Raw genomic sequence first — 19,204 nt, 5'->3', positions numbered from 1 at the left:
CGGCGCCACCGACCATTCAGTGACGTTCGTTGGCCCGCCCCAGGAGCCACAGCAGGTACGGCGCACCGACGAGCGCGGTCAGCGCTCCGACCGGGATCTCCACCGGAGGCAGCACCGTCCGAGCAGCCAGGTCGGCAGCCACCAGTACGACGGCTCCTGTCAGCGCGGAGCCGAGCAGCGGGAGCTGCGGCGTACGGGTGATGCGGCGGGCGAGCTGTGGAGCGGTCAGGGCGATGAACCCGATCGGCCCGGCGGCTCCTGTCGCGGTCGCGGCGAGGACTACTCCAAGAACGGTCAGGGCGAGCCGGTTGCGTTGCACGCGGACGCCCAGGCCAGCTGCGGTGTCGTCGTCGAGCCCTAGTGGCCGTACTGCCCGTCCGGCCCAGACCAGTCCGGGTAAACACAGCACCAGTACCACTGCCAGCGGTACAGCCTGCGCCCAGCCGCGGCCGTTCAGGCTTCCGGTCAGCCAGAGCTTGAGCTGCTCGGCAGCCTCCAACTGACTGTCAGCAAGGTAGAGCTGCACAACGGCTGACAGTGCAACCCCGATGCCCACGCCGATCAGCACGAACCGGTTCGCATGCATCCCGCGCCGCCAGGCGAGCAAGTACACGATGGTGGCCGCAGCCAGACCGCCCGCGACCGAAACGAACGGCAACGCTCCCGCCGACGAGGCAACGCCCGCGGTCAATGTCAGCACGGTCGCGGCGGCTGCCCCATGGCCGACGCCGATCACGTCCGGGCTGGCCAGCGGGTTGCGGGTGACTGTCTGGATCAGTGCACCGGCAACACCAAGCACACCGCCAACCAACGCACCAAGAACCACGCGTGGCAGCCGCAGCTCGTTGACGACCAGGTCGTACTGCCCGCTGCCGCTGCGTACGGTCCGCCACACCTCTCCAGGCGTGACAACCGTCTGACCAGCACAGACCGCAACAGCCATCACCACGAGCAGTACTAGTAGAAGCACCCCAGCAACAACAGCCGCTCGCCGATGCAGCAGGAACGAGACCTGCGGCCGCGGCCGGAGTACTACGGTCCCGGTTGGTAGTCCGGTCACGCCCCAGCCACCTTCCGGCGTACCAGGAACACCAACACCGGTATTCCGACCAGGGCGGTCATCACGCCGGCAGGGACCTCTGCCGGAGCCCGTACGACGCGCCCGAGGACGTCAGCGGCCGGTAGCAGTGCAGCGCCGAGCAATGCGGACAGCGGGAGCACCCGCCGGTGCCCGCTCGTGACGAGGCGTCGTGCCAGGTGCGGTACGGCGAGCCCGACGAAAGCGATCGGCCCGGCCGCAGCGACCGCGGCAGCCGTCAGCAGCGTCGCCCCGAGCGCTGCACATACCCGCACCAGCTGTACCCGATGGCCGAGCGCCCGGGCGGTGTCGTCACCAAGTTCCAGAGCATCGAGCCCGGGCGTGCACGCCAGTACCAGGACCGCTCCCACGACCAGGAACGGCAGCATTCGCACCACGGTCCCCGTGTCGCGCCCGCTCAGCGACCCCACCTGCCAGAACCGGAACTGGTCGAGCGTTGCGGAGCTGGAGGTCAGTACGACGGTCGTCGCGCCCGCGGCCATCGCCGACAACGCCGTACCGGCAAGAGCTAGCTTCACCGGTGAAGCGCCGCCACGGCCTCGTAACGAGATCGCGTAGACGAGACAGGCCGCGACAACAGCGCCGACGAACGCGAACCAGACGTACCCGCTGAAACCACTCGCCAGCCCGAACGCGATCGCGAACACCACGCCCGCCGCCGCTCCCTGGCTCAGCCCAAGGATCCCTGGATCGGCGAGCGGGTTACGCGTGACCGCCTGCAGTACTGCACCAGCCAGCCCCAGGGCCGCACCAGCTGTCAGCCCGACCTCTGTCCGTGGCAACCGCAACGTCCTGACGACCAACGCGTCCCGAGTGTCGCCACCGTGGAACAGGGCGTCGATGACTGCCGACAACGGCACGGCCCTGGTTCCAACGGCGAGACTGAGTACCGCCACTGCCGCTACCAGCGCAAGTGCCGCCACCAGCCAGATGCGAGACCTCACGCGCCCAGGTGCTCAGCGAGCTGCTGTACGACGAGACGCGCGGCGGCCGGGCCCGCGTTGAGGTACCACGGGTCGTCGTCGACCTTGATCGCGTGGCCGGCCTTGACCGCCTTGAGCGACTGCCACAGCGGACCGGCCAGCACACTCGCCGCTTCGGTCTTCGCGGGATCGCCCTGCACCGAGTAGAAGATCCAGTCGCCGTCCGCAATGTCGATGCTCTCCGAACCGACGTCCTCCGAGATGGCCCGGAACTGCTGCGACTCGGGCCGCCCGAGCCCCATGTCGACCGCGATCGACCCGGTGAACGACGAGACGCCGAACATCCGCGTCCGATCGGGCGTGAACCGCACCATCGACACCGTCGTACCGCTCAGGCCCTTGCCCCGCGCAGCGGCATCGGCGGCGATCCCGTCTGCCAGGTGCCGCGCGGCTTGGCCCTTGCCGACCGCGGCGCCGACGAGCAGCAGGTCGCGCTTCCAGTTGATGCCGTTTCCGGCCGTCACCACGGTCGGCGCGATCTTCGCCAGCTTCGGGTACAGGTCGCCGAGCGAGTTGTTCACCAGGATCAGGTCGGGTTTGGCGGTGGCCAGCGTCTCCAGGTTCGGCGCCTGCCGGGTGCCGGCGTCGGTCATCGCGGCCAGCTTCGCCTTGTACTGCGGGAAGGCGGTGGTCAAGTATGTCGGCGTGAGACCGGCGTTCACCGCGCGGGTCGTCGCGATCGGGACGATGCCGAGCGACAACAGGTCGTCCAGCTGCCCGGTACTCAGTGCGGCGATCCGCACCGGCGCGGCCTTGATCGTCGTACTGCCCTTGAAGTGCTTGACGGTCCGCGGGAACACACCGTCCTGCGCGACGTCCGATCCCATACCGTCCGCGAGCTTGCTGGGCGCGGCAGTCGGTCCGTCGCCGGAGCCCTGCACCTCATTGCGGGTCCCGCCCTCGGCCGACGAGCACCCGGCCAGCAATGCGGCGGCAGCTACCAGACACACGACTGTTTTCACGGCGGACCTCATCGCTCGGTGGGGCGGCAGACGCCATCGGCCGCAGCCGACGCGGCCAGCGCCTGCGCGGCGGTGCTCCTGACGGCGTCGCTCCTAACGGTGTCCTGCCGGGTCGTGTGGCGGCCGATCGGGACCACCATCGGGCTGCCCGCGACGGGGTCCGGTACGACCTTGACGGCCAGGCCGAACACGTCCTGGACGACCGCTTCGGTGATCACGTCCGACGGGTTGCCCTCGGCAACGATCGCGCCGTCCTTCATCGCGATCAGGTGGTCGCCGAACCGGCAGGCCTGGTTGAGGTCGTGCAGCACCAGCACGATCGTCCGCTCGTCGGACTTGTTCAGGTCGACCAGCAGGTCCAGGACGTCGAACTGATGGGTCAGGTCGAGGAACGTCGTTGGCTCGTCCAGCAACAGGATGTCGGTCTCCTGCGCGAGCGCCATCGCGATCCACACCCGCTGCCGCTGGCCGCCGGACAACTCGTCGATCGGCCGGTCCGCGATCGACAGTACGTCGGTCGCCGTCATCGCGGCCGCGACCGCCTCGTCGTCGGCGCGGGACCACTGCCGGATCCACCGGGTCCGCGGGTACCGCCCACGCCCGACCAGGTCCGCGACCGTGATCCCCTCCGGCGCGGTCGGCGACTGCGGCAGGAGCCCGAGCTTGGTCGCCACCTCGCGGGTCGGGATCTGCTGGATGCTCTTCCCGTCCAGCAGCACCGAACCGCGCGACGGCTTCAGCAACCGCGCCAGTGTCTTCAGCAGCGTCGACTTGCCGCAGGCGTTGGCGCCGACGATGACCGTGATCTTGCCGGTCGGGATCCGCACCGACAGGTCGTGGATGATCTCGCGCTGGTCGTACCCCACCGCGAGACCATCGGCGGCCAAGCTGTGTTCCACGGACTTCTCCTCCATCTCAGCCACCACTCCCGACCCGGTTGGCCCGGGCCAGCAGGAACATCAGGTACGGCGCTCCCACCACGCCGGTCACCACTCCGACCGGCAGCTGCGTCTCGCCGAACGCGTGCTGCGCGACCAGGTCCGACACCGCCACCACCAGCGCGCCGAGCAGACCGGACGTGATCATCGCCGGCCCCGGCGACCGGGTCAGCCGGCGCGCGATCGGCGGCGCCACGAACGCCACGAACCCGATCGGCCCGGCCGCCGCCGTCGCCACCGCGGCGAGCAGTACGGCGATCACGATCAGCCCGAGCCGCGACACCTCGACCCGCAGCCCCAGCCCGTACGCCGTCTCGTCGCCGAGCTGCAGGATCCGCAACTGCTGCACCAGGAACACCATGCACGGCACCAGGACGACGAACGTGATCGCGAGCGACCGGACGTTCGACCAGTCCCGCCCATTCAGGCTCCCGGTCAGCCAGACCAGCGCCTGCTGCGCGATCTCGACCCGGGCCTTGGTCAGCAGGTACGACGTGATGCTGGTCGCGATCGCGCCGATGCCGATCCCGATCAGGATCAGCCGGTAGCTCGACACCCCGTGCCGCCAGGCGAGCACGTACATCAGGAACGCGGTCAGCACCGCGCCGGCGATCGCGAGCGCCGACACCGCGACCCCCGTCAGCCCGAGCGTCACGATCCCGAGCACCGCGAACGCGCTGGCGCCGTACGTCACGCCGATGATGTCGGGGCTGGCCAGCGGGTTCCGGGCGATGTTCTGGAAGATCGCCCCGGACAGCCCGAGCGCCGCGCCGACCAGCAGCCCGGTCAGTGCCCTGGGCAACCGAAGCTTGTTCACGATGAACTCGGTCGCGTGGTCCCCGCCGCCGAACAGCGTCTTCACCACGTCGACCACGGGGATCTTGAAGTCCCCCAGCGACAACGAGACGCAGAGCACCGCGAACACCACGACGGCAAGTACGACGATGACGACCAACGACCGGGTCTGCCGCGCGACGCGGGCCCTTGCGACGACTTGTACTGCCTCAGCCGTCACAGATCCGCCAGCTTTCGTCGGCGTACCAGCACGATGAAGAACGGTGCACCGAGGACCGCGGTCACGATGCCGACCTGCAGTTCGCCCGGCAGCGCGACGACGCGGCCGATCACGTCCGACCCGAGCAGCAGGATCGGCGCCAGCAGCGCGGAGTACGGCAGGATCCACCGATAGTCCGGACCGGTCACCAGCCGCGCCACGTGCGGGATGGTCAGCCCGACGAACCCGATCGGCCCGGCCGCCGCCGTTGCCGCGCCGGCCAGCAGTACGACGACCACCGCGACGAACGCGCGGGCCAGTCCGACCCGCTGCCCGAGCGACTTCGCCACCTCGTCGCCCAGCGACAACGCGTTCAGCACCCGCCCGCAGAACAGCGCCAGCACGATCCCGACCAGGATGAACGGCGCCACCTGCTTCGCGACGTCCGGACCGCGGCCGGCGAACGACCCCACCGACCAGAACCGGAACTGGTCGAACGTGTCGACGTCGCCGATCAACAAAGCCGTCGTCAACGACCCCAGCATCGCGGTCAGCGCCGCACCGGCGAGCGCGAGCTTCACCGGCGTCGCACCCTCTCGGCCCATCGAGCCGAGCAGGTAGACCGCGACCGACGCCGCGGCCGCGCCGACGAACGCGAGCCAGACGTACGACGTCAGCGACGACATCCCGAACCAGTAGATGCCGCCGACAACGAACAGCGCGGCGCCGCCGTTCACCCCGAGGATGCCCGGATCGGCCAGCGGGTTCCTGGTGACGCCCTGCATCAGCGCACCGGACAGCCCGAGCGCGGCACCGACCAGCAACCCGATCAGGGTCCGCGGCACGCGCAGCGACCGGACGATCACGTGATCCGTGTTCGACTCGTTGTAGTGGCGCAGGGCATCGATCACCGTGGACAGCGGAATCTGCTTGGAACCGATCGCGATGCTGAGCAGGCAGACCAGCACCAGCAGGACCGCGCAGCCGAGCAGGCCGGCGACCAGCGTGGCGCGCCGGGTCCGGCGCGGGCGCGACGGGGCAGCGGTCTCCGGGCCGGATTCGGCCGTGGCAGTGGGCGGGGGCATTGGACTTTCGGGATCCTCTTAGGTAAGGCTAACCTCTAGACGACTCACCATAACCCGACCGCCGTCGGGTCCGCACGTCCCTCCCCCTGCGAAGTTTATGGAGAAACCTCCCCATGACGACTGTGCTTGAGCGACCGATCGTCTTCGACTCGCTGCTGGCCACCGTGGCGGCCGTCGACGACCTGAGCCCGCACCTGCGCCGCGTGACGTTCGTCGCACCGCGGATCGCGGAGGCGGTCACGGCCGGTCCGGACCAGCGCATCAAGGTCCTGCTCGCCCCGCCGAACGGCAGCGCGATCCGGCTGCCCGCCGGGCCCGAGTGGTACGCCGACTGGTGCGCCCAGCCCGTCGACGAGCGTTTCATCATGCGGACGTACACCGTGCGCGCACTGCGTCCCGAGGTGGCCGAGCTGGACGTGGAGTTCGTTCTGCACGGTGTGAACGGCCCTGCCTCGGCCTGGGTCAGCTCCGCGCAGCTAGGGGACCAGGTGGGGCTGCTGGTGCCGTTCGCGGTCGACACGACCAGTCCGAAGGGCCTACTGCACTCCGGCGTCGACTACATCCCACCGGCGACCAGTGTCCGTCGGGTGCTTGTAGCGGACGAGACCGCGCTCCCGGCTCTCGCCGGAATCCTCGAGGAGCTTCCGGCCGGCGTACATGCCTCCGTTTTCGTCGCCGTACCTTCCAAGGCCGACGTACGGCCATTGGCAGGTGCTGCTGACGTCACGTGGGTCACTGAGGGATCCCTGGTGGACGCAGTGAAGTCAGCAGCGCTGCCGTTCGACCTGGACTACGCATGGGTCGCCGGTGAGTCGTCGATGATCAAACAGGTACGCCGTCACCTCGTGAACGCTGTCGGGATGCCGAAGTCGGCCATCTCGTTCCAGGGCTACTGGAAGCGCGGCGAAGCGCACTGCTAGGACGGGTTCTCCGCATGGGTGAGGGTCTCCCAGGCAACGAACAGGTTGTTGGAACCAGCCGGACGACGTGACTCGGTCAGGGCCTGCGTGTTCGTCATCGCAATGCCCAGGCGTGTGTGCAATGCGTTGTAGCCCACCTCGGTGATCGGACCGAGGCCCCTGTTGAGCGTGCCATTGCAGAGCCAGGACGGCACGGGCTCCAGGTTGCGTTCCCACTTGGACTGGAAACCGAGCGCCTGCCGCAACCGCTCACCGAACTCGGGGTACATGTCGACGCCCTGGATGCGGGCCGTCTCCAGCACGTGCGAGATCGAGGAGATGCCGTAGCCGGTGTGCGTGAAGTCGCGGCACGTCTCCTGCGTCAGCCCGGTGACGAACGTTCCCTGGCCCTGCCAGTAGCTGACGATCTTGTCGCGGGTGTTGAGGTTCTGACTCGGTACGGTCTTCGGCAGCGCACCGTCCGACTCCAGATACACGTACGCCGGCACCCGCAGCCGGTAGAGCGCGATCGCCTTGTCGTAGATCGCCTTGTCCTCCAGGAACACGCCAATACCCTGCAGGGCCTCGGTCATGCTCAACTCCCAGTTCCCGTTGGAGTTCGAGCCGTTGATGATCTTCGGTACGTAGACGTTCCTGAGCATGGTGGCGAAGCGTCCCGCGTTCGGCCAGTTGCCGTACTCGTACTTGATGATCTCCGCGGCCTTCGGCCACGACGACGCGGCCCAGGCGGTCTGCAACGGTGCATTGCTGTTCGTGTGGTCCTGGATGGTCGCCGACCACGCGTCCATCAACTGGATCGACTTCTGCGCGTAACGGTCGTCCCTGGTGAGGTACCAGAGCAGGGCGTCGGTGTACGCCGCGATCGCGTCCTCACGCTCGTCGGTGCAGCCGTAGTTCGGGTTGGAGTACGGACCGCACTCCACGACCGCGCGCGGTTTCGGCGTACGCGAGAGGGACGCGTAGGAGCTGCTCTTGGCCTGGTTGAAGGCGTCGGTCCACGGTTGGGCGCCGGTCTGCACCTTGGCGCGGACAAAGTCGAGCTGGGCCTGGCTGACGCCGACACCGGGATGGGTGAACGTCGCGGGTGCGTCCGCGGCCTGTGCGGCCGGACTGGTGAGGGTCCCGGCCAGCAACGCTGCGGCCAGGACGAGGGAGAGCTTTCGCATGGGCGGTGTCCTGTCTTCGGGGGCGGTAGGACAGCGGTTTCCACGGCAGTTTCACGACGTACGACGACCAGGGTCAAGACCCCGCCGGTACCGGAACTCACTGGAACAAAAGGCGGTTTTGTCCCATCAGTGCCCGCGCTGGCTGGTGATCCGCTCGACGATCACGCTGGTCGCGTACCGCGTCGTGCCCGGCGGCTCGACGTCGGTCCACTCGCCGACGTACTTCCGGGCGACGGCCTGCTCCAGGGCCAGCTCGGGATCCGCCACCAGGTCGTCGATCCGGCCGCGCAGCTCGAGGTAGTACGTCGGCCTGGCCGGGTCGACGACCACCACCGAGATCGCCGGATTGCGCCGCAGGTTGCGGAGCTTCTGCCGCCCCTCGACCAGGCTGAAGCGCACCCGCTCGCCGTCCCACAGGAACCACAACGGCGTCACCTGCGGCTCGCCACGCCTGCCGATCGTCCCCACCATCGCGACCGCCGTCGAAGACAACAGGTCATGGAAGTCACCCGGAATCTCCACGCCGCCAGACCTTAGCCCCATCCAGGACCAGCCCGCCGCATGGGATCAGTGCAGGGCGAGTTCTGGGGTGCGGATGCCGGCGGCGTCCAGGAGGGCGGCGGCGGTCGCGGCGCCGATGCCGCCGAGTGGCTGCGCCCGGACGACCGCGCGGGCGCTCGCGCCGTCGAAGATCATCGTCAGCTGGATCGCCAGCGTGGCCGGATCCTCAGCACCGGCCTTCGCCAGCTCGCGGTGGAAGAAGTCGGTGAGCTGCTGCTTGAAGTACCGCGCGACCACGGACCCCGGGTGCTCCGGGTTCTTCAGCTCCACCGCCGTACTCACGTACGGACAGCCAAGGTAGTTGCCCTCAGCCACCATCGCGTCCTGGCGCTCGAACACGGTGAGGATCCGCTCCCGCGGCGACCGCTCGTCCTCCGCCCCCGGACGCACCATCGTCTGATACCCCGGCCCCCGGCTCGCCAGGCTCTCCGCGATCAGCTCGTCCTTCGACCGGAACAGCTGGTACATCGACTTCTTCGACACCCCGGCCGCCTTGCAGAGCGCGTCCACTCCGATGTTGACGCCGTCGCGGTAGAAGAGTTCGCCCGCGGCGTCCAGCAGCCGTTCACGGGGAGTCGCGGAAGTGCTCATGCCTTCGAGGGTACCGGCTGGATTTGAAATCAGAAACCGATCGGTTTACGGTAGCGGAAACAGATCAGTTTCCTCTGAGGAGTTCCCGATGACATCACTCGAAGGCGCCGTCGTCCTGGTCACCGGCGGGCAGCGCGGGATCGGCCGCGCGATCGTCGACGACCTGCTGACCCGCGGCGTCGCGAAGGTGTACGCGACCGCCCGCGACCCGAAGCCGAGCAGCGACCCACGGGTCGTCCCGCTGTCGCTCGAGGTCACCGACCAGGCGTCGATCGACGCGCTCGCCGCGGCTGCGCCGGACGTCACGGTGCTGATCAACAACGCCGGCGCCAGTTCGCCGGACAGCTACCTGGACAGCTCGATCGACGAAGTCCGCGCGGTCTTCGACGCGAACTTCTTCGGCCCGCTGCAGCTCACCCGCGCGTTCGTCCCGATCATCGAGCGGAACGGCGGCGGCCACATCCTGAACGCGCACTCGGCACTGTCCTGGGTCGCCCGGCACGGCGCGTACTCCGCCACCAAGGCCGCGTTCTGGCTGCAGACCAACGCCATCCGCCTGGAGCTGCTGGACCGCAACATCGGTGTCACCGGCCTGCACATGGGGTACGTCGACACCGAGATGGTGACGGCCGTGACCGCCCCGAAGTCCCGCCCACAGGACATCGCGAAGGCCGCCCTGGACGGCATCGAGAGCGGCGCGTACGAGGTCCTCGCCGACGACACCGCCCGCACCGCGAAGGCCGCGATCTCCGGCGACCTGACGGCCGTCTATCCGGAGCTAGTTCGCTGACACGTAGACGTCCCGGTCGCGGGTGTACTCCATGGCACCCGCGATCCCGTCGGCGATGTCGGCGCCAAGTTCGCGCTCCACGACGTACAGCGCCATGTCGATCCCGGATGTCACGCCACCCGCGGTGATCAGCGTGCCGTCGTCGACGACGCGATTGGTCTTCAGCTCGGCACCGAACTCCTCCAGCTCCGCCCACGCACCGCGGTTTGTCGTGGCCGGCCTGCCTTTCACGAGGCCGGCCTCGGCGAGCAGCATCGACCCGGTACACACCGAGCCGATCCAGCGCAACGACGGCGCCAGCGCCGCGATCCGCGCCGTCATCACCCCACGCCGCGCCTCGGCCCAACTGCCCTTCTCCGCACGATTCATCCACCCACCACCAGGAACGAACAACGCATCCGGCTCCCCCAGCCCCTCCGGCGCCTTGAACTGCAGCCCAATCACCTCACCCGGCCCGTCCACCTTCGGGCACAGACTGGAGCCGGGCGGTTACCTCTGCGGTCATCAGGACTGTCTGGTCTGCCGGGGACGTACCGTAGATGCCATGTCAGTCTCAGGGGGACCGCCTTCCACCCGTGAAGAGGAGGTGGAGGAGCGGGTCGGGCCGTACCGGCTGATCCGGCGGCTCGGACAGGGCGGCATGGGCGTCGTGTACCTGGCCGAGGGGCCGGAGCGCCAAGAGGTGGCGCTGAAGGTGCTACGGCCGCACGTGGCGCACGACCCGATCGCACGGGCCCGGTTGCAGCGTGAAGCGACCACACTGCAGAAGGTCAACCACCCTGGCGTGGCTGGCATCCTCGATCACGACCTCGAGGGTGAACAGCCCTACCTGGTGACCCGCTTCGTGCCTGGGCGTCCGTTGGACGAGCAGGTGGACGACCGTGGCCCGCTGACACCGCGTAAGTGGCTCCCGCTCGCCGGTTGTCTGGCTGAGTCGCTACAGGCGATCCACGCGGCCGGTGTGATCCACCGCGACCTCAAGCCCGGCAACGTGATGATGTGCAACGGCAAGCCGGTGATGATCGACTTCGGCATCGCCCAGGCCGCCGACGACCTGCGGCTCACCCAGACGGGTCTTGTGATCGGTACGCCGGGTTACCTGGCGCCTGAGCTCATCGAGGGTGAGATGGTGTCGCAGTCCGCCGACTGGTGGGGCTGGGCGGCCACCGTGGCGTTCGCCGCTACCGGACGTCGTCCGTTCGGCAAGGGCCCGTTCGAGGCCGTGCTGGCGCGCGTGCACTCCGGACAGGCCGACCTGGATGGCCTGGACCCGCGGTTGAAGTCCCTGCTCGCTGCAGCACTCTGCCCCGACAAGGCCGACCGTCCGACGCAGGACGAGATCATGACAGGCCTCAGCCGGTACGCCGAGGGCCGCGACGCGCTCCCGCCCCGGGTGGAGGGCGATGCCGATCCGACCGTGGCCGCCGTACCGCCGACCAGGCTGGTCACGAAACTCATGCCGACCGTGGCGCCACCGGCCGAGGAGCCAACGCCGACGCAGGTGGCCGAGCTGGTGCCGTCGGTGATACCGCCGCTGTCGGCGTTCGCCCCGCTCCGGGACAAGCTGTCCTCCAAGCCTCCGGTGGCCGAGCCGGCACCGTACGCGGCCGCGCCGTACGCCCAACAGCCTTACGGGCCTTACGGTCCTGGGCCCTACGCGCCCGCGCCGTACCAGAGCGGTCCGCCGGTCCCGTACCAGCAGCCGTCTCAGCCCATGCCCGTGCAGCCGTCGCAGCCGGCGCCGATGCAGCCCGAGAAGCCGGTCAAGTCGCCGCCAACGGGTCGCCGTACGGCGGTCATCATCGGCTTCATGGTCGCGCTGAGCGGGCTGATCGCGTTGACGCCCGGCTTCGGCGCGGCCGTCGCGATCATCCTGCTGGTGCTGGCGCGAACCGTCGACCGGTCGAGTACCGCGCTCATGCGACGCCGTCAGGTCCGCGGCCGGTCCGGCAAGTCCGACGGTGTCGTCGCGGCCGCGGCCAGCCCGCTGCAGTTCGCCACCGCCGTACTGATCACACTGCCCTGCCTGATCCTGCCGCTGCTGACTGCGGTCGTCGTGGGCGGCATCGTCACCGGCATCGCCGCCTCGGCGCACGGCCTCGACTGGCAGCCGCTGTCCGCGATCGGCTTCGGTACGGCGGCCCTGACCGCGCTGTTCTGCTCCTGGTGGGGCCCCGGCGGCAGCTCGCTGCGCCGCGGCGCGCACATCACAGCGCGCAACACGTTCCGGGCGCACTGGGTCTCCGGGCTGATGGCCGTCGTACTGCTGGCGATCGGCGCGTTCACGTTCTACCAGGCCACGCAGGGCAAGGGCGCCGCGTGGGCACGGAAGCCGATCGAGACCCCGAACATCCAGCGCCCGACGCTCGGCGACCTCCGCAACGCACCGTTCATCCGCGACCTCCCCGTCATCGGCAACTGACAACGGGGAGGCCGGCGGCGTTACAGCTGGACGATCTGGCTGCGCTCCGGGCCGACACCGATCGCGGAGATCCGGGCCCCGCTCAGCGACTCGACCGCGCGCACGTAGGTCTGCGCCTCCTTCGGCAGGTCGTCGAACGAACGGCAGCCGGTGATGTCGTCCGACCAGCCGTCGAACTCCTCGTAGACCGGGACCGCGTGGTGGAACTCGGTCTGGGTCATCGGCATCTCGTCGTGCCGGACGCCGTTCACGTCGTAGGCGACGCAGACCGGGATCCGCCCGCGGCCGGTCAACGTGTCGAGCTTGGTCAGCACGAAGTCCGAGACGCCGTTCACGCGGGCGGCGTACCGGGCGATCACCGAGTCGTACCAGCCGCAGCGCCGCGGGCGGCCGGTGGTGACGCCGAACTCGGCGCCCTGGGTACGCAGCCACTCGCCGTCCGCGTCCAGCAGCTCGGTCGGGAACGGGCCTTCGCCGACGCGCGTGGTGTACGCCTTCACGACCGCCATCACGCGGTCGATCCGGGTCGGCGGGATACCGGTCCCGGTGCAGGCGCCCGCGGAGATCGCGTTCGACGAGGTGACGAACGGGTACGTGCCGTGGTCGACGTCCAGCAGGGTCGCCTGGCCGGCCTCCATCAGCACGGTCTTGCCGTCGTCGAGCGCCTGGTTCAGCAGCAGGCCCGTGTCCGCGACCATCGGCCTCAGGCGGTCCGCATACCCGAGCAACTCGTCGAGGACCTCGCGGATCTCGACCGCGCGCCGGTTGTACACCTTCACCAGCAGCTGGTTCTTCTGCTCCAGCGCACCGGTGACCTTCTGCTCGAGGATCTTCTCGTCGTAGAGGTCCTGGATCCGGATCCCGATCCGGTTCATCTTGTCGGCGTACGTCGGGCCGATCCCGCGCCCCGTCGTACCGATCTTGCGGCTGCCGAGGAACCGCTCGGTGACCTTGTCGAGGGTCCGGTTGTACGGCGGGATCACGTGCGCGCTCGCGCTGACCAGCAGCCGTGACGTGTCCACCCCGCGCGCCTGCAGCGCGTCGAGCTCCTCGAACAGCACGCTGAGGTCGACCACGACCCCGTTGCCGATCACCGGCGTGACGCCCGGTGTGAGGATGCCGCTCGGGAGCAGGTGCAGCGCGTACTTCTCGGACCCGATCACGACCGTGTGGCCGGCGTTGTTGCCGCCGTTGAACTTCACCACGTAGTCGATGACCTCGCCCGTGTTGCCGAGCAGATCGGTCGCCTTGCCTTTGCCCTCATCGCCCCACTGGGCGCCGACGAGCACGATTGCGGGCATCTCAGCCCTCCTCATCACGCACCAGCCTCACACCCCGTGGCGGCCGGTACTGGAAACGGTGAAGCCCGGAGACGTTCACCGGACGTTCATCCGGCAACGCATCCAGGCTCTTGCGACCAAAGCCTACCGGAACGGGGCTGCTGGGTTTCGGGCCTGTCCACAACCTCCGAACTCATTGTTCACTCAGCTGATGGGTTGCCAATTTCCGTGATCACGTGCACACTCTTAGTCAGCGGCCCGCCGAAACTGCCGCAGGGGACGGTTCCGGCGGGCCGCTTCCTCGTTCTCGAGGAAGACAGGCTCATTCGCTGAGCTCTTCGGGGTTACTGGCGAGCCACTCCTTCACCCGCCGGTCGGCTTCCTCGGGTGTGACGTCCTCCACCTTCGTGAGGATCGCCCAGCGGTGCCCGAACGGGTCGATCACCGTCCCGAACCGGTCCCCGGTCATGAACGTCTGCACCTCGGCCACCGACGTCGCCCCGGCCTCGATCGCCTTCGCGTACGTGGCGTCCACGTCCGGCACGTAGTGCACCAGCGACGAGTGCACCCACTCGCCGTTCGGCGCCCGCAGCCCGATCTGCGGCATCTCGTCGCTGAGCTGCAGCATCGAGTCGCCGAACCGCAGCTCGGCCTGCCCGACCCGCCCGTCCGGCATGTCCTGCCGGCTGACCACCTCGGCGCCGAACACCTGCTGGTAGAACTCGATCGCCTTCGCACCGTCCGCGACCGCCAGGTACGGGGCCAGCGAGTGATAACCGTCGGGGATGGGGTTTACCGTGTTCGTCATGCCCCCAGTCAACAAGCTGGGTGCCTTGCCGGTCTTGTAAGAAAGCGACAGGGAGCCTTGACCCACCCAGCCGACAGTGAGAAGGGCATCCTGCACCCCCGCGAGCAGGCTCGGCATCGTTCACTCAGCAGGCTCGCACCAGGGCCGGACGCCGGGCGGTTCGTGGAGTGGTACTGGATCGTCGAATGGGACCTGGATGCGCCTTACACGGCTGAGGTGCTGCCGTTCCCGGCCGTGAACGTGACGTTCGAGCAGCCGGGCGGGGCGTTCGTGAACGGGGTCTGCACGCGGAAGTTCGAGCGTGAGCTGTCCGGGCGCGGGCTGGCGTTCGGGGTGAAGTTCTGGGCCGGCGGGTTCGGGGCGATCACCGGGCTGGACGTGGGCTCGTTCCGCGACGAGGTGCTGCCGTTGACCGCGGTCTTCCCGGACGGCGACCGGCTCGCGGACCTGGTGTTCGAGGCCGAGTCCGACGTACGGCGGCGCGCGGTGTTCGAGGCGTTCCTGCGCGACCACCTGGCTCCGCCGGATCCGTCGTACGAGCTGGTCCGGGAGATCGTGTCGGCGATGGCCGCCGACCGCTCGGTGGCCCGCGTGGACGAGATCACCGAGCGCTTCGACGTACCGATCCGCACCCTGCAACGGCTGTTCCGGCGGTACGTCGGCGTCGGCCCCAAGTGGGTGCTCCGCCGGTACCGGCTGCACGACGGCGCGGAACTGCTGGCCAAGGGCGAGGTCGCCGAGCTGGCGGACCTGTCCGCGTCACTCGGCTACTTCGACCAGGCGCACTTCTCCAAGGAGTTCAAGCAGCAGATCGGCCTCACCCCAGCAGAGTACGCGGCCCGAGCCGCCGCCGAACGCCAGGTCACCTACCGCTGAGCTTCACGGTCTCCTTGACTGAAGCGGTCACGGCCACATCTTTGTAATCCGACCTCCGGCGTGCACATGCCAGAAGCCGACGGAAACGCGGCGTGTCGCAGCGAGCATCGCGCGCTCCGCATCGACAAAGCGTTGGGCCATCTCATCCAGACCCGAGTTCCCCGAAGCCAAGCAGAAAAGGTGGCCGGCATCCAGGGCGCTCAGCTCGTGCTCTCGGTAGCGGATCCGTTTGTCTTTCGTGAGTAGCAGCCAGCCGCGCGAACAGCCCTCTGCGATCCACTCCTCGTCGGGGATCCGCGTCGCGTCGTCCTGATAGAAGTCCGCGATCAGGTGAATAGTCCAGCCCCGCTCGCGGAGCCGCGCGGCGGACGCTTTCCCAAGGCTGCGATCGAAGAAGAACTCAGGCTGCTTGGCGGAGCACATCTTCGACTACATCCGCAGGAAGGTCATACTCCTCCGCAACGACGCTGATAGGTTCCCCGGTCCGCCACAGAGAGACCAGCGCCTCGACCGGAACCTTGCTCTTCGCAAGCACGGGCGCACCCCAGCCGAAACTCGGGTCGATGACCACTTCAGCCCCGGCGGGGTACTGAGGCAGTCGCAGACGCGCGGGGTTCCCCTCCGCGTCCCAACTGATGTATGTCAGGTACTCGGCGATGACCTCGGGGAACGCGATTTGATCGTCCCGGGCGTGGATGACTGACTGATCGGCAACCCGAACGAAGAGACCCACACCATCGGTCGCGATCCGCTCACGTGCCAGCGCGTACGGATCCTGGAACTCGGAACGCACCAGATCGGCCGCCCGCCGGATGTCAGGCATCGAGAAACCCAGCTCACGAAGAGTCCGTAGGACGTACGCCTCGACGACGCCCACGAACGGTACGCGTGGCCATCCGCGTCGCTCAGGACGAACGGCATGCACCAGCGACGGCCGCGACCCATCGGCGAGCCATGAGTCCAGAGTCGACTCAGGCATCTTGAGCGTCCTGGCCGCCTCCCTTGCGGTGAGGAGCGGCGCCTCGTAGATATCCGTCATTCACTTTCCCTCCCCGGTGGTTGGCATCACATTTGAGAACGATCTGTGATGAAGTCTCCCAGACCTCACCGACAAAACCGTCGCGGCTCGTCGCAGCGAAGTCATCTACTGCTGAGCTTCACGGTCAGGGCCATGACGAGCGCGGTTGCTGCGGCGGCGAGGGAGACCAGGAACCCGTACTGCGCGCTGTGTCCGTCGACGATCCACCCGGCGAACGCGGACCCGAGGGCGATGCCTGCCGCGCCACCCGAGTTGATCCAGGTGAAGGCCTGCGTGAGGATCGACGGCTCGACCGCCGACTCGGTCAGGACGGCAGACAGGGTCTGGAACGGCGCGATAGCCAGGCCCGGCAGAGCCAACGCGAGCGCGGTGGCCAGTGGCGTGTGCACTGTCAGCAAGGGCACGCAGCTGATCGCAAGCCAGACGAACGCAAGCACGAACTGCGTCTCCGGAGCAGTGCGCCAACGCCTTGCGCCGTAGGCGAGTCCGGCGACCAGACTGACCAGGCTGGTGATGCTGTAGAGAGGTCCTGCTAGCCCGGGCACTCCTCGAGAAACCGCGAAGGCCGTCACCGACACCTGCATGCTGCCGAAGAACAGGCCGATGCCGATATTCGTACCGACCAACCCGACGAACCGCTTGTGCAGCAGGCGCTTCGGGCCTTCGTGCTGACCTGCCACGGTCGGCGGCGGCGCCGTGCCTCGTTGCATCGCCAGCAGGAAGCCACCGGCCAGCAGGAGGCCCGTGGCGAGCATTGAACCGGCGGCCGGCGTTGTCGACGAGCTCACGATGCCGACGAGCCCGGGGCCGACCATGAACGCCACACCGACGCCCAACGCTTCCAGCGCGAATGCCGACGACAGCAATGGCGTCTCGCGCAGCGCATAGGCCCAGCGGGCGCCCGTCTGCGCGCTCACCTGCGGCAACGATCCGCCGGCGAGGACGCCTGTCAGGACCAGCGACCACAAGGGCGCGCCGGTGGCTGTGAGGGTGATGAGCAGCGCCATCATCGTCGCGTGCGCGAGGAGGGTGAACGGCAGCATCCGGGTCTGACCGAACCGGTCGATCAGCCGGGCGACCTGCGGTCCGGCGACCGCCTCGGCGACGGCGAAGCCGCCGGTGACGCTGCCGGCCGCGGCGTACGAGCCGGTCGATCCGTGCACCAGCCAGACGATGCCGAGGCCTGTCATCGCGATCCCGATCCGGGCCGGGGCCGCCGCGAAATAGAACTTCCAGGCGCCAGGAGTACGCAGTACCGCCGCGTAAGTGGGCGCGCCGATCCGTCCGGTGAGAGCCGGCACGGTGTGACCTTCCGCTGCCCGATGGGGCGGGGACCCGACCGTGGGCGTCCAGCTTCGCCGGTCTGTCCGTCCGCCTAGAACCGTCCATGTTCGGCAAGAAGCGGGGACGCTCGCCGCCTGCCGGCACTGTCAACGGGCAGAAAACCTCGAGTGGTTCAGGTTGACCGGAACAGTCTACCGTCCACGAGCACCGGCACGACATCGCTCGTGTCGACCTCGGCCGCGACTGCGACGTCCGCTGCGAAGCCGTACTGCATGAGCTCCCGCCCGCCGGCGCACTCGTGCAGGCTCTTGGGCAGCTCGTCCTTCGTCGCCTCGTAGGCCGCCACGGCCGCCCTCGCCTCCGGGGACAGGTCGTCGCTGCCCAGCGCGCTGAGGAACCCGCCGGCGCCCCACAGATCCTCGACAGCCGGCCGCAGCGAACCGTCCCGCCACCGCTCCCCCGCAGCGATTGCGACTACCTTGCCCTTCGGCTGCTGTCTGGCCCACTGAGCGGCAGCCATCCCGTTACGCAGCGACACCGCGATCACCGTCGCGCCGCTCTCGCTCAACTGCTTCGCGATCGTCGACCCGTTCGGCGACGGCAGGACCAGCTTGGTGATTCCGGTCACTCGCCGGATCGATGCCGGCGACAGACTCACCTCGCCCGGTCCGGCCGCGGAACGTCCGACCGCGAGCGTCGCGCCGTACTGCTCGGCGTACGCGACGGCGGTGTCGTCGCGCCACTGGTACGGGTACACGTCGATGCCGCGTTCGACCGCGACCGTCACCGCGGTCGTGAACGACAGCACGTCGACGACCGCGACGATGTCACCGGCAACGACCTCGGCGCCGACCGGCCCCCAGTCGAACCCGGCAGCGAATCCGTCCTGCGCGTAAGGGCTGGTCACCCGGCAGATCATCCCGCCGGGAAACCAACCCCACAAGCAGGTTTCAGCTCAGCTCGTCGGCGGCCGTCGGCGACGAGTCGCGCAGGAACGTGACGCACCGCTCGGCCTCGTCCTTCTCGTCGATCAGCGCCGCCGCCTTGCCCAGCGCCGCCAGCGCGCGGAGGAAGCCGCGGTTCGGCTCGTGCTCCCACGGGACCGGGCCGTGGCCCTTCCAGCCGTTCCGCCGGAGCAGGTCCAGCGCCCGGTGGTAGCCGGTCCGCGCGTACGCGTACCCCTCGATGGTCCGGCCGTCGGCGAGCGCGCCCTCGGCGAGCACCGCCCAGGCCAGGGAGGACGTAGGGTGCTTGGCGGCGACGTCCGCCGGAGCGGCCCCGTCGGCGAGTTCCGCCGCGGCCGGGTCGACCGGTAGTAGTGTCTCGGGTGGACCGGACAGCAGATTGTTCAATTCCATAAGCACATCTTCGCCGATCACGCAGCCGTACCGGCACGTGACCGTCTG

The 19,204-nt window shown here is 68.7% G+C and carries 21 protein-coding genes; 4 read left to right on the top strand and 17 right to left on the bottom strand.

Translation table 11 applies throughout. The annotated features are described in order from the left end of the window. Positions 1 to 16: 16 nt before the first annotated feature. From ACFV9C_RS17335 to ACFV9C_RS17310, 6 genes are read right to left on the bottom strand one after another with little or no spacing between them, the layout of a single operon-like run. Complete coding sequence (locus tag ACFV9C_RS17335; RefSeq protein WP_380194700.1) at positions 17 to 1,060, bottom strand: FecCD family ABC transporter permease; 1,044 nt, start codon at positions 1,058 to 1,060, stop codon at positions 17 to 19. Then, positions 1,057 to 1,995, bottom strand: coding sequence for a FecCD family ABC transporter permease (locus ACFV9C_RS17330; protein ID WP_380195498.1), 939 nt, complete (start codon positions 1,993 to 1,995; stop codon positions 1,057 to 1,059). Before ACFV9C_RS17330 ends, ACFV9C_RS17335 begins: the two co-directional genes overlap by 4 nt. Before the next feature lie 44 nt (positions 1,996 to 2,039). Further along, on the bottom strand, positions 2,040 to 3,044 hold the full coding sequence (locus ACFV9C_RS17325) for an ABC transporter substrate-binding protein (protein WP_380194698.1): 1,005 nt from the start codon (positions 3,042 to 3,044) through the stop codon (positions 2,040 to 2,042). Between the two features lie 8 nt (positions 3,045 to 3,052). Then, positions 3,053 to 3,958 carry an ABC transporter ATP-binding protein gene (locus tag ACFV9C_RS17320; protein WP_380194697.1) on the bottom strand — a complete coding sequence of 302 codons (906 nt, stop codon included), beginning with the start codon at positions 3,956 to 3,958 and terminating at the stop codon, positions 3,053 to 3,055. 1 nt (position 3,959) lies between these two features. Further along, positions 3,960 to 4,997, bottom strand: a complete 1,038-nt coding sequence (locus ACFV9C_RS17315; protein ID WP_380194695.1) for a FecCD family ABC transporter permease — start codon at positions 4,995 to 4,997, stop codon at positions 3,960 to 3,962. Then, on the bottom strand, positions 4,994 to 6,061 hold the full coding sequence (locus ACFV9C_RS17310) for a FecCD family ABC transporter permease (protein WP_380194694.1): 1,068 nt from the start codon (positions 6,059 to 6,061) through the stop codon (positions 4,994 to 4,996). The genes ACFV9C_RS17315 and ACFV9C_RS17310 overlap by 4 nt, the downstream gene beginning before the upstream one ends. Positions 6,062 to 6,174: 113 nt before the next feature. Here ACFV9C_RS17310 and ACFV9C_RS17305 point away from each other — a divergent pair, with 113 nt between their 5' ends. Next, positions 6,175 to 6,981: a siderophore-interacting protein gene (locus ACFV9C_RS17305; protein ID WP_380194693.1), complete on the top strand. Its 807-nt coding sequence runs from the start codon at positions 6,175 to 6,177 to the stop codon at positions 6,979 to 6,981. Here the strand turns inward: ACFV9C_RS17305 and ACFV9C_RS17300 are convergent. From ACFV9C_RS17300 to ACFV9C_RS17290, 3 genes are all read right to left on the bottom strand, one after another. After that, complete coding sequence (locus ACFV9C_RS17300) at positions 6,978 to 8,147, bottom strand: alginate lyase family protein (RefSeq protein WP_380194691.1); 1,170 nt, start codon at positions 8,145 to 8,147, stop codon at positions 6,978 to 6,980. The genes ACFV9C_RS17305 and ACFV9C_RS17300 overlap by 4 nt on opposite strands. 126 nt (positions 8,148 to 8,273) lie before the next feature. Continuing rightward, the gene (locus ACFV9C_RS17295; protein ID WP_380194690.1) at positions 8,274 to 8,669 is read right to left on the bottom strand and encodes a PPOX class F420-dependent oxidoreductase; all 396 of its coding nucleotides are present in this window, start codon (positions 8,667 to 8,669) and stop codon (positions 8,274 to 8,276) included. 45 nt (positions 8,670 to 8,714) lie between these two features. Then, complete coding sequence (locus ACFV9C_RS17290) at positions 8,715 to 9,299, bottom strand: TetR/AcrR family transcriptional regulator (RefSeq protein ID WP_380194688.1); 585 nt, start codon at positions 9,297 to 9,299, stop codon at positions 8,715 to 8,717. Positions 9,300 to 9,387: 88 nt separating this feature from the next. Here ACFV9C_RS17290 and ACFV9C_RS17285 point away from each other — a divergent pair, with 88 nt between their 5' ends. Continuing rightward, positions 9,388 to 10,089 carry an SDR family oxidoreductase gene (locus ACFV9C_RS17285; RefSeq protein WP_380194687.1) on the top strand — a complete coding sequence of 234 codons (702 nt, stop codon included), beginning with the start codon at positions 9,388 to 9,390 and terminating at the stop codon, positions 10,087 to 10,089. On the opposite strand, the gene ACFV9C_RS17280 is transcribed toward ACFV9C_RS17285, so the two are convergent. Further along, entirely contained in the window at positions 10,078 to 10,533 is a 456-nt protein-coding gene (locus tag ACFV9C_RS17280; protein WP_380194685.1) for a DJ-1/PfpI family protein, read from the bottom strand. The two genes, ACFV9C_RS17285 and ACFV9C_RS17280, sit on opposite strands and share 12 nt — an antisense overlap. Positions 10,534 to 10,633: 100 nt before the next feature. Here ACFV9C_RS17280 and ACFV9C_RS17275 point away from each other — a divergent pair, with 100 nt between their 5' ends. Then, entirely contained in the window at positions 10,634 to 12,511 is a 1,878-nt protein-coding gene (locus tag ACFV9C_RS17275) for a protein kinase (RefSeq protein WP_380194683.1), read from the top strand. Between the two features lie 20 nt (positions 12,512 to 12,531). On the opposite strand, the gene ACFV9C_RS17270 is transcribed toward ACFV9C_RS17275, so the two are convergent. Both ACFV9C_RS17270 and ACFV9C_RS17265 read right to left on the bottom strand, forming a co-directional pair. Then, on the bottom strand, positions 12,532 to 13,812 hold the full coding sequence (locus tag ACFV9C_RS17270; RefSeq protein WP_380194682.1) for an adenylosuccinate synthase: 1,281 nt from the start codon (positions 13,810 to 13,812) through the stop codon (positions 12,532 to 12,534). Positions 13,813 to 14,113: 301 nt separating this feature from the next. Beyond that, positions 14,114 to 14,599 (bottom strand): VOC family protein, encoded by a 486-nt coding sequence (locus ACFV9C_RS17265; RefSeq protein ID WP_380194680.1) that lies wholly within the window; start codon positions 14,597 to 14,599, stop codon positions 14,114 to 14,116. 57 nt (positions 14,600 to 14,656) lie between these two features. On the opposite strand from ACFV9C_RS17265, the gene ACFV9C_RS17260 reads away from it, so the two are divergent. After that, a complete protein-coding gene (locus tag ACFV9C_RS17260; protein ID WP_380194679.1) occupies positions 14,657 to 15,475 on the top strand; it encodes a DUF6597 domain-containing transcriptional factor in 819 nt (272 codons plus the stop codon). A gap of 27 nt (positions 15,476 to 15,502) precedes the next feature. Here ACFV9C_RS17260 and ACFV9C_RS17255 read toward each other — a convergent pair whose 3' ends face one another. From ACFV9C_RS17255 to ACFV9C_RS17235, 5 genes are all read right to left on the bottom strand, one after another. Then, the gene (locus ACFV9C_RS17255; RefSeq protein ID WP_380194678.1) at positions 15,503 to 15,898 is read right to left on the bottom strand and encodes a hypothetical protein; all 396 of its coding nucleotides are present in this window, start codon (positions 15,896 to 15,898) and stop codon (positions 15,503 to 15,505) included. Further along, a complete protein-coding gene (locus ACFV9C_RS17250; RefSeq protein WP_380194677.1) occupies positions 15,876 to 16,514 on the bottom strand; it encodes a DUF433 domain-containing protein in 639 nt (212 codons plus the stop codon). The genes ACFV9C_RS17255 and ACFV9C_RS17250 overlap by 23 nt, the downstream gene beginning before the upstream one ends. Before the next feature lie 101 nt (positions 16,515 to 16,615). After that, positions 16,616 to 17,815 carry an MFS transporter gene (locus tag ACFV9C_RS17245; RefSeq protein ID WP_380194676.1) on the bottom strand — a complete coding sequence of 400 codons (1,200 nt, stop codon included), beginning with the start codon at positions 17,813 to 17,815 and terminating at the stop codon, positions 16,616 to 16,618. A gap of 155 nt (positions 17,816 to 17,970) precedes the next feature. Beyond that, on the bottom strand, positions 17,971 to 18,705 hold the full coding sequence (locus tag ACFV9C_RS17240; protein WP_380194675.1) for a 2-phosphosulfolactate phosphatase: 735 nt from the start codon (positions 18,703 to 18,705) through the stop codon (positions 17,971 to 17,973). Between the two features lie 43 nt (positions 18,706 to 18,748). Continuing rightward, on the bottom strand, positions 18,749 to 19,156 hold the full coding sequence (locus tag ACFV9C_RS17235; RefSeq protein ID WP_325041652.1) for a DUF3151 domain-containing protein: 408 nt from the start codon (positions 19,154 to 19,156) through the stop codon (positions 18,749 to 18,751). Positions 19,157 to 19,204: the final 48 nt, after the last annotated feature.

Source organism: Kribbella sp. NPDC059898, assembly GCF_042730855.1.
Lineage (GTDB): Bacteria > Actinomycetota > Actinomycetes > Propionibacteriales > Kribbellaceae > Kribbella.
Note: the sequence above shows the minus strand (reverse complement) of the source record. Positions and strands in the feature narration are given on the sequence as shown.

Bases quoted from the DNA above. Each gene is read 5' to 3' on its own strand.
- ACFV9C_RS17320 (WP_380194697.1), bottom strand. From the start codon at position 3,958: ATGGAGGAGAAGTCCGTGGAACACAGCTTGGCCGCCGATGGTCTCGCG.
- ACFV9C_RS17310 (WP_380194694.1), bottom strand. From the start codon at position 6,061: ATGCCCCCGCCCACTGCCACGGCCGAATCCGGCCCGGAGACCGCTGCC.
- ACFV9C_RS17305 (WP_380194693.1), top strand. From the start codon at position 6,175: ATGACGACTGTGCTTGAGCGACCGATCGTCTTCGACTCGCTGCTGGCC.
- ACFV9C_RS17300 (WP_380194691.1), bottom strand. From the start codon at position 8,147: ATGCGAAAGCTCTCCCTCGTCCTGGCCGCAGCGTTGCTGGCCGGGACC.
- ACFV9C_RS17290 (WP_380194688.1), bottom strand. From the start codon at position 9,299: ATGAGCACTTCCGCGACTCCCCGTGAACGGCTGCTGGACGCCGCGGGC.
- ACFV9C_RS17285 (WP_380194687.1), top strand. From the start codon at position 9,388: ATGACATCACTCGAAGGCGCCGTCGTCCTGGTCACCGGCGGGCAGCGC.
- ACFV9C_RS17275 (WP_380194683.1), top strand. From the start codon at position 10,634: ATGTCAGTCTCAGGGGGACCGCCTTCCACCCGTGAAGAGGAGGTGGAG.
- ACFV9C_RS17270 (WP_380194682.1), bottom strand. From the start codon at position 13,812: ATGCCCGCAATCGTGCTCGTCGGCGCCCAGTGGGGCGATGAGGGCAAA.
- ACFV9C_RS17265 (WP_380194680.1), bottom strand. From the start codon at position 14,599: ATGACGAACACGGTAAACCCCATCCCCGACGGTTATCACTCGCTGGCC.
- ACFV9C_RS17255 (WP_380194678.1), bottom strand. From the start codon at position 15,898: ATGTGCTCCGCCAAGCAGCCTGAGTTCTTCTTCGATCGCAGCCTTGGG.
- ACFV9C_RS17250 (WP_380194677.1), bottom strand. From the start codon at position 16,514: ATGACGGATATCTACGAGGCGCCGCTCCTCACCGCAAGGGAGGCGGCC.
- ACFV9C_RS17235 (WP_325041652.1), bottom strand. From the start codon at position 19,156: ATGGAATTGAACAATCTGCTGTCCGGTCCACCCGAGACACTACTACCG.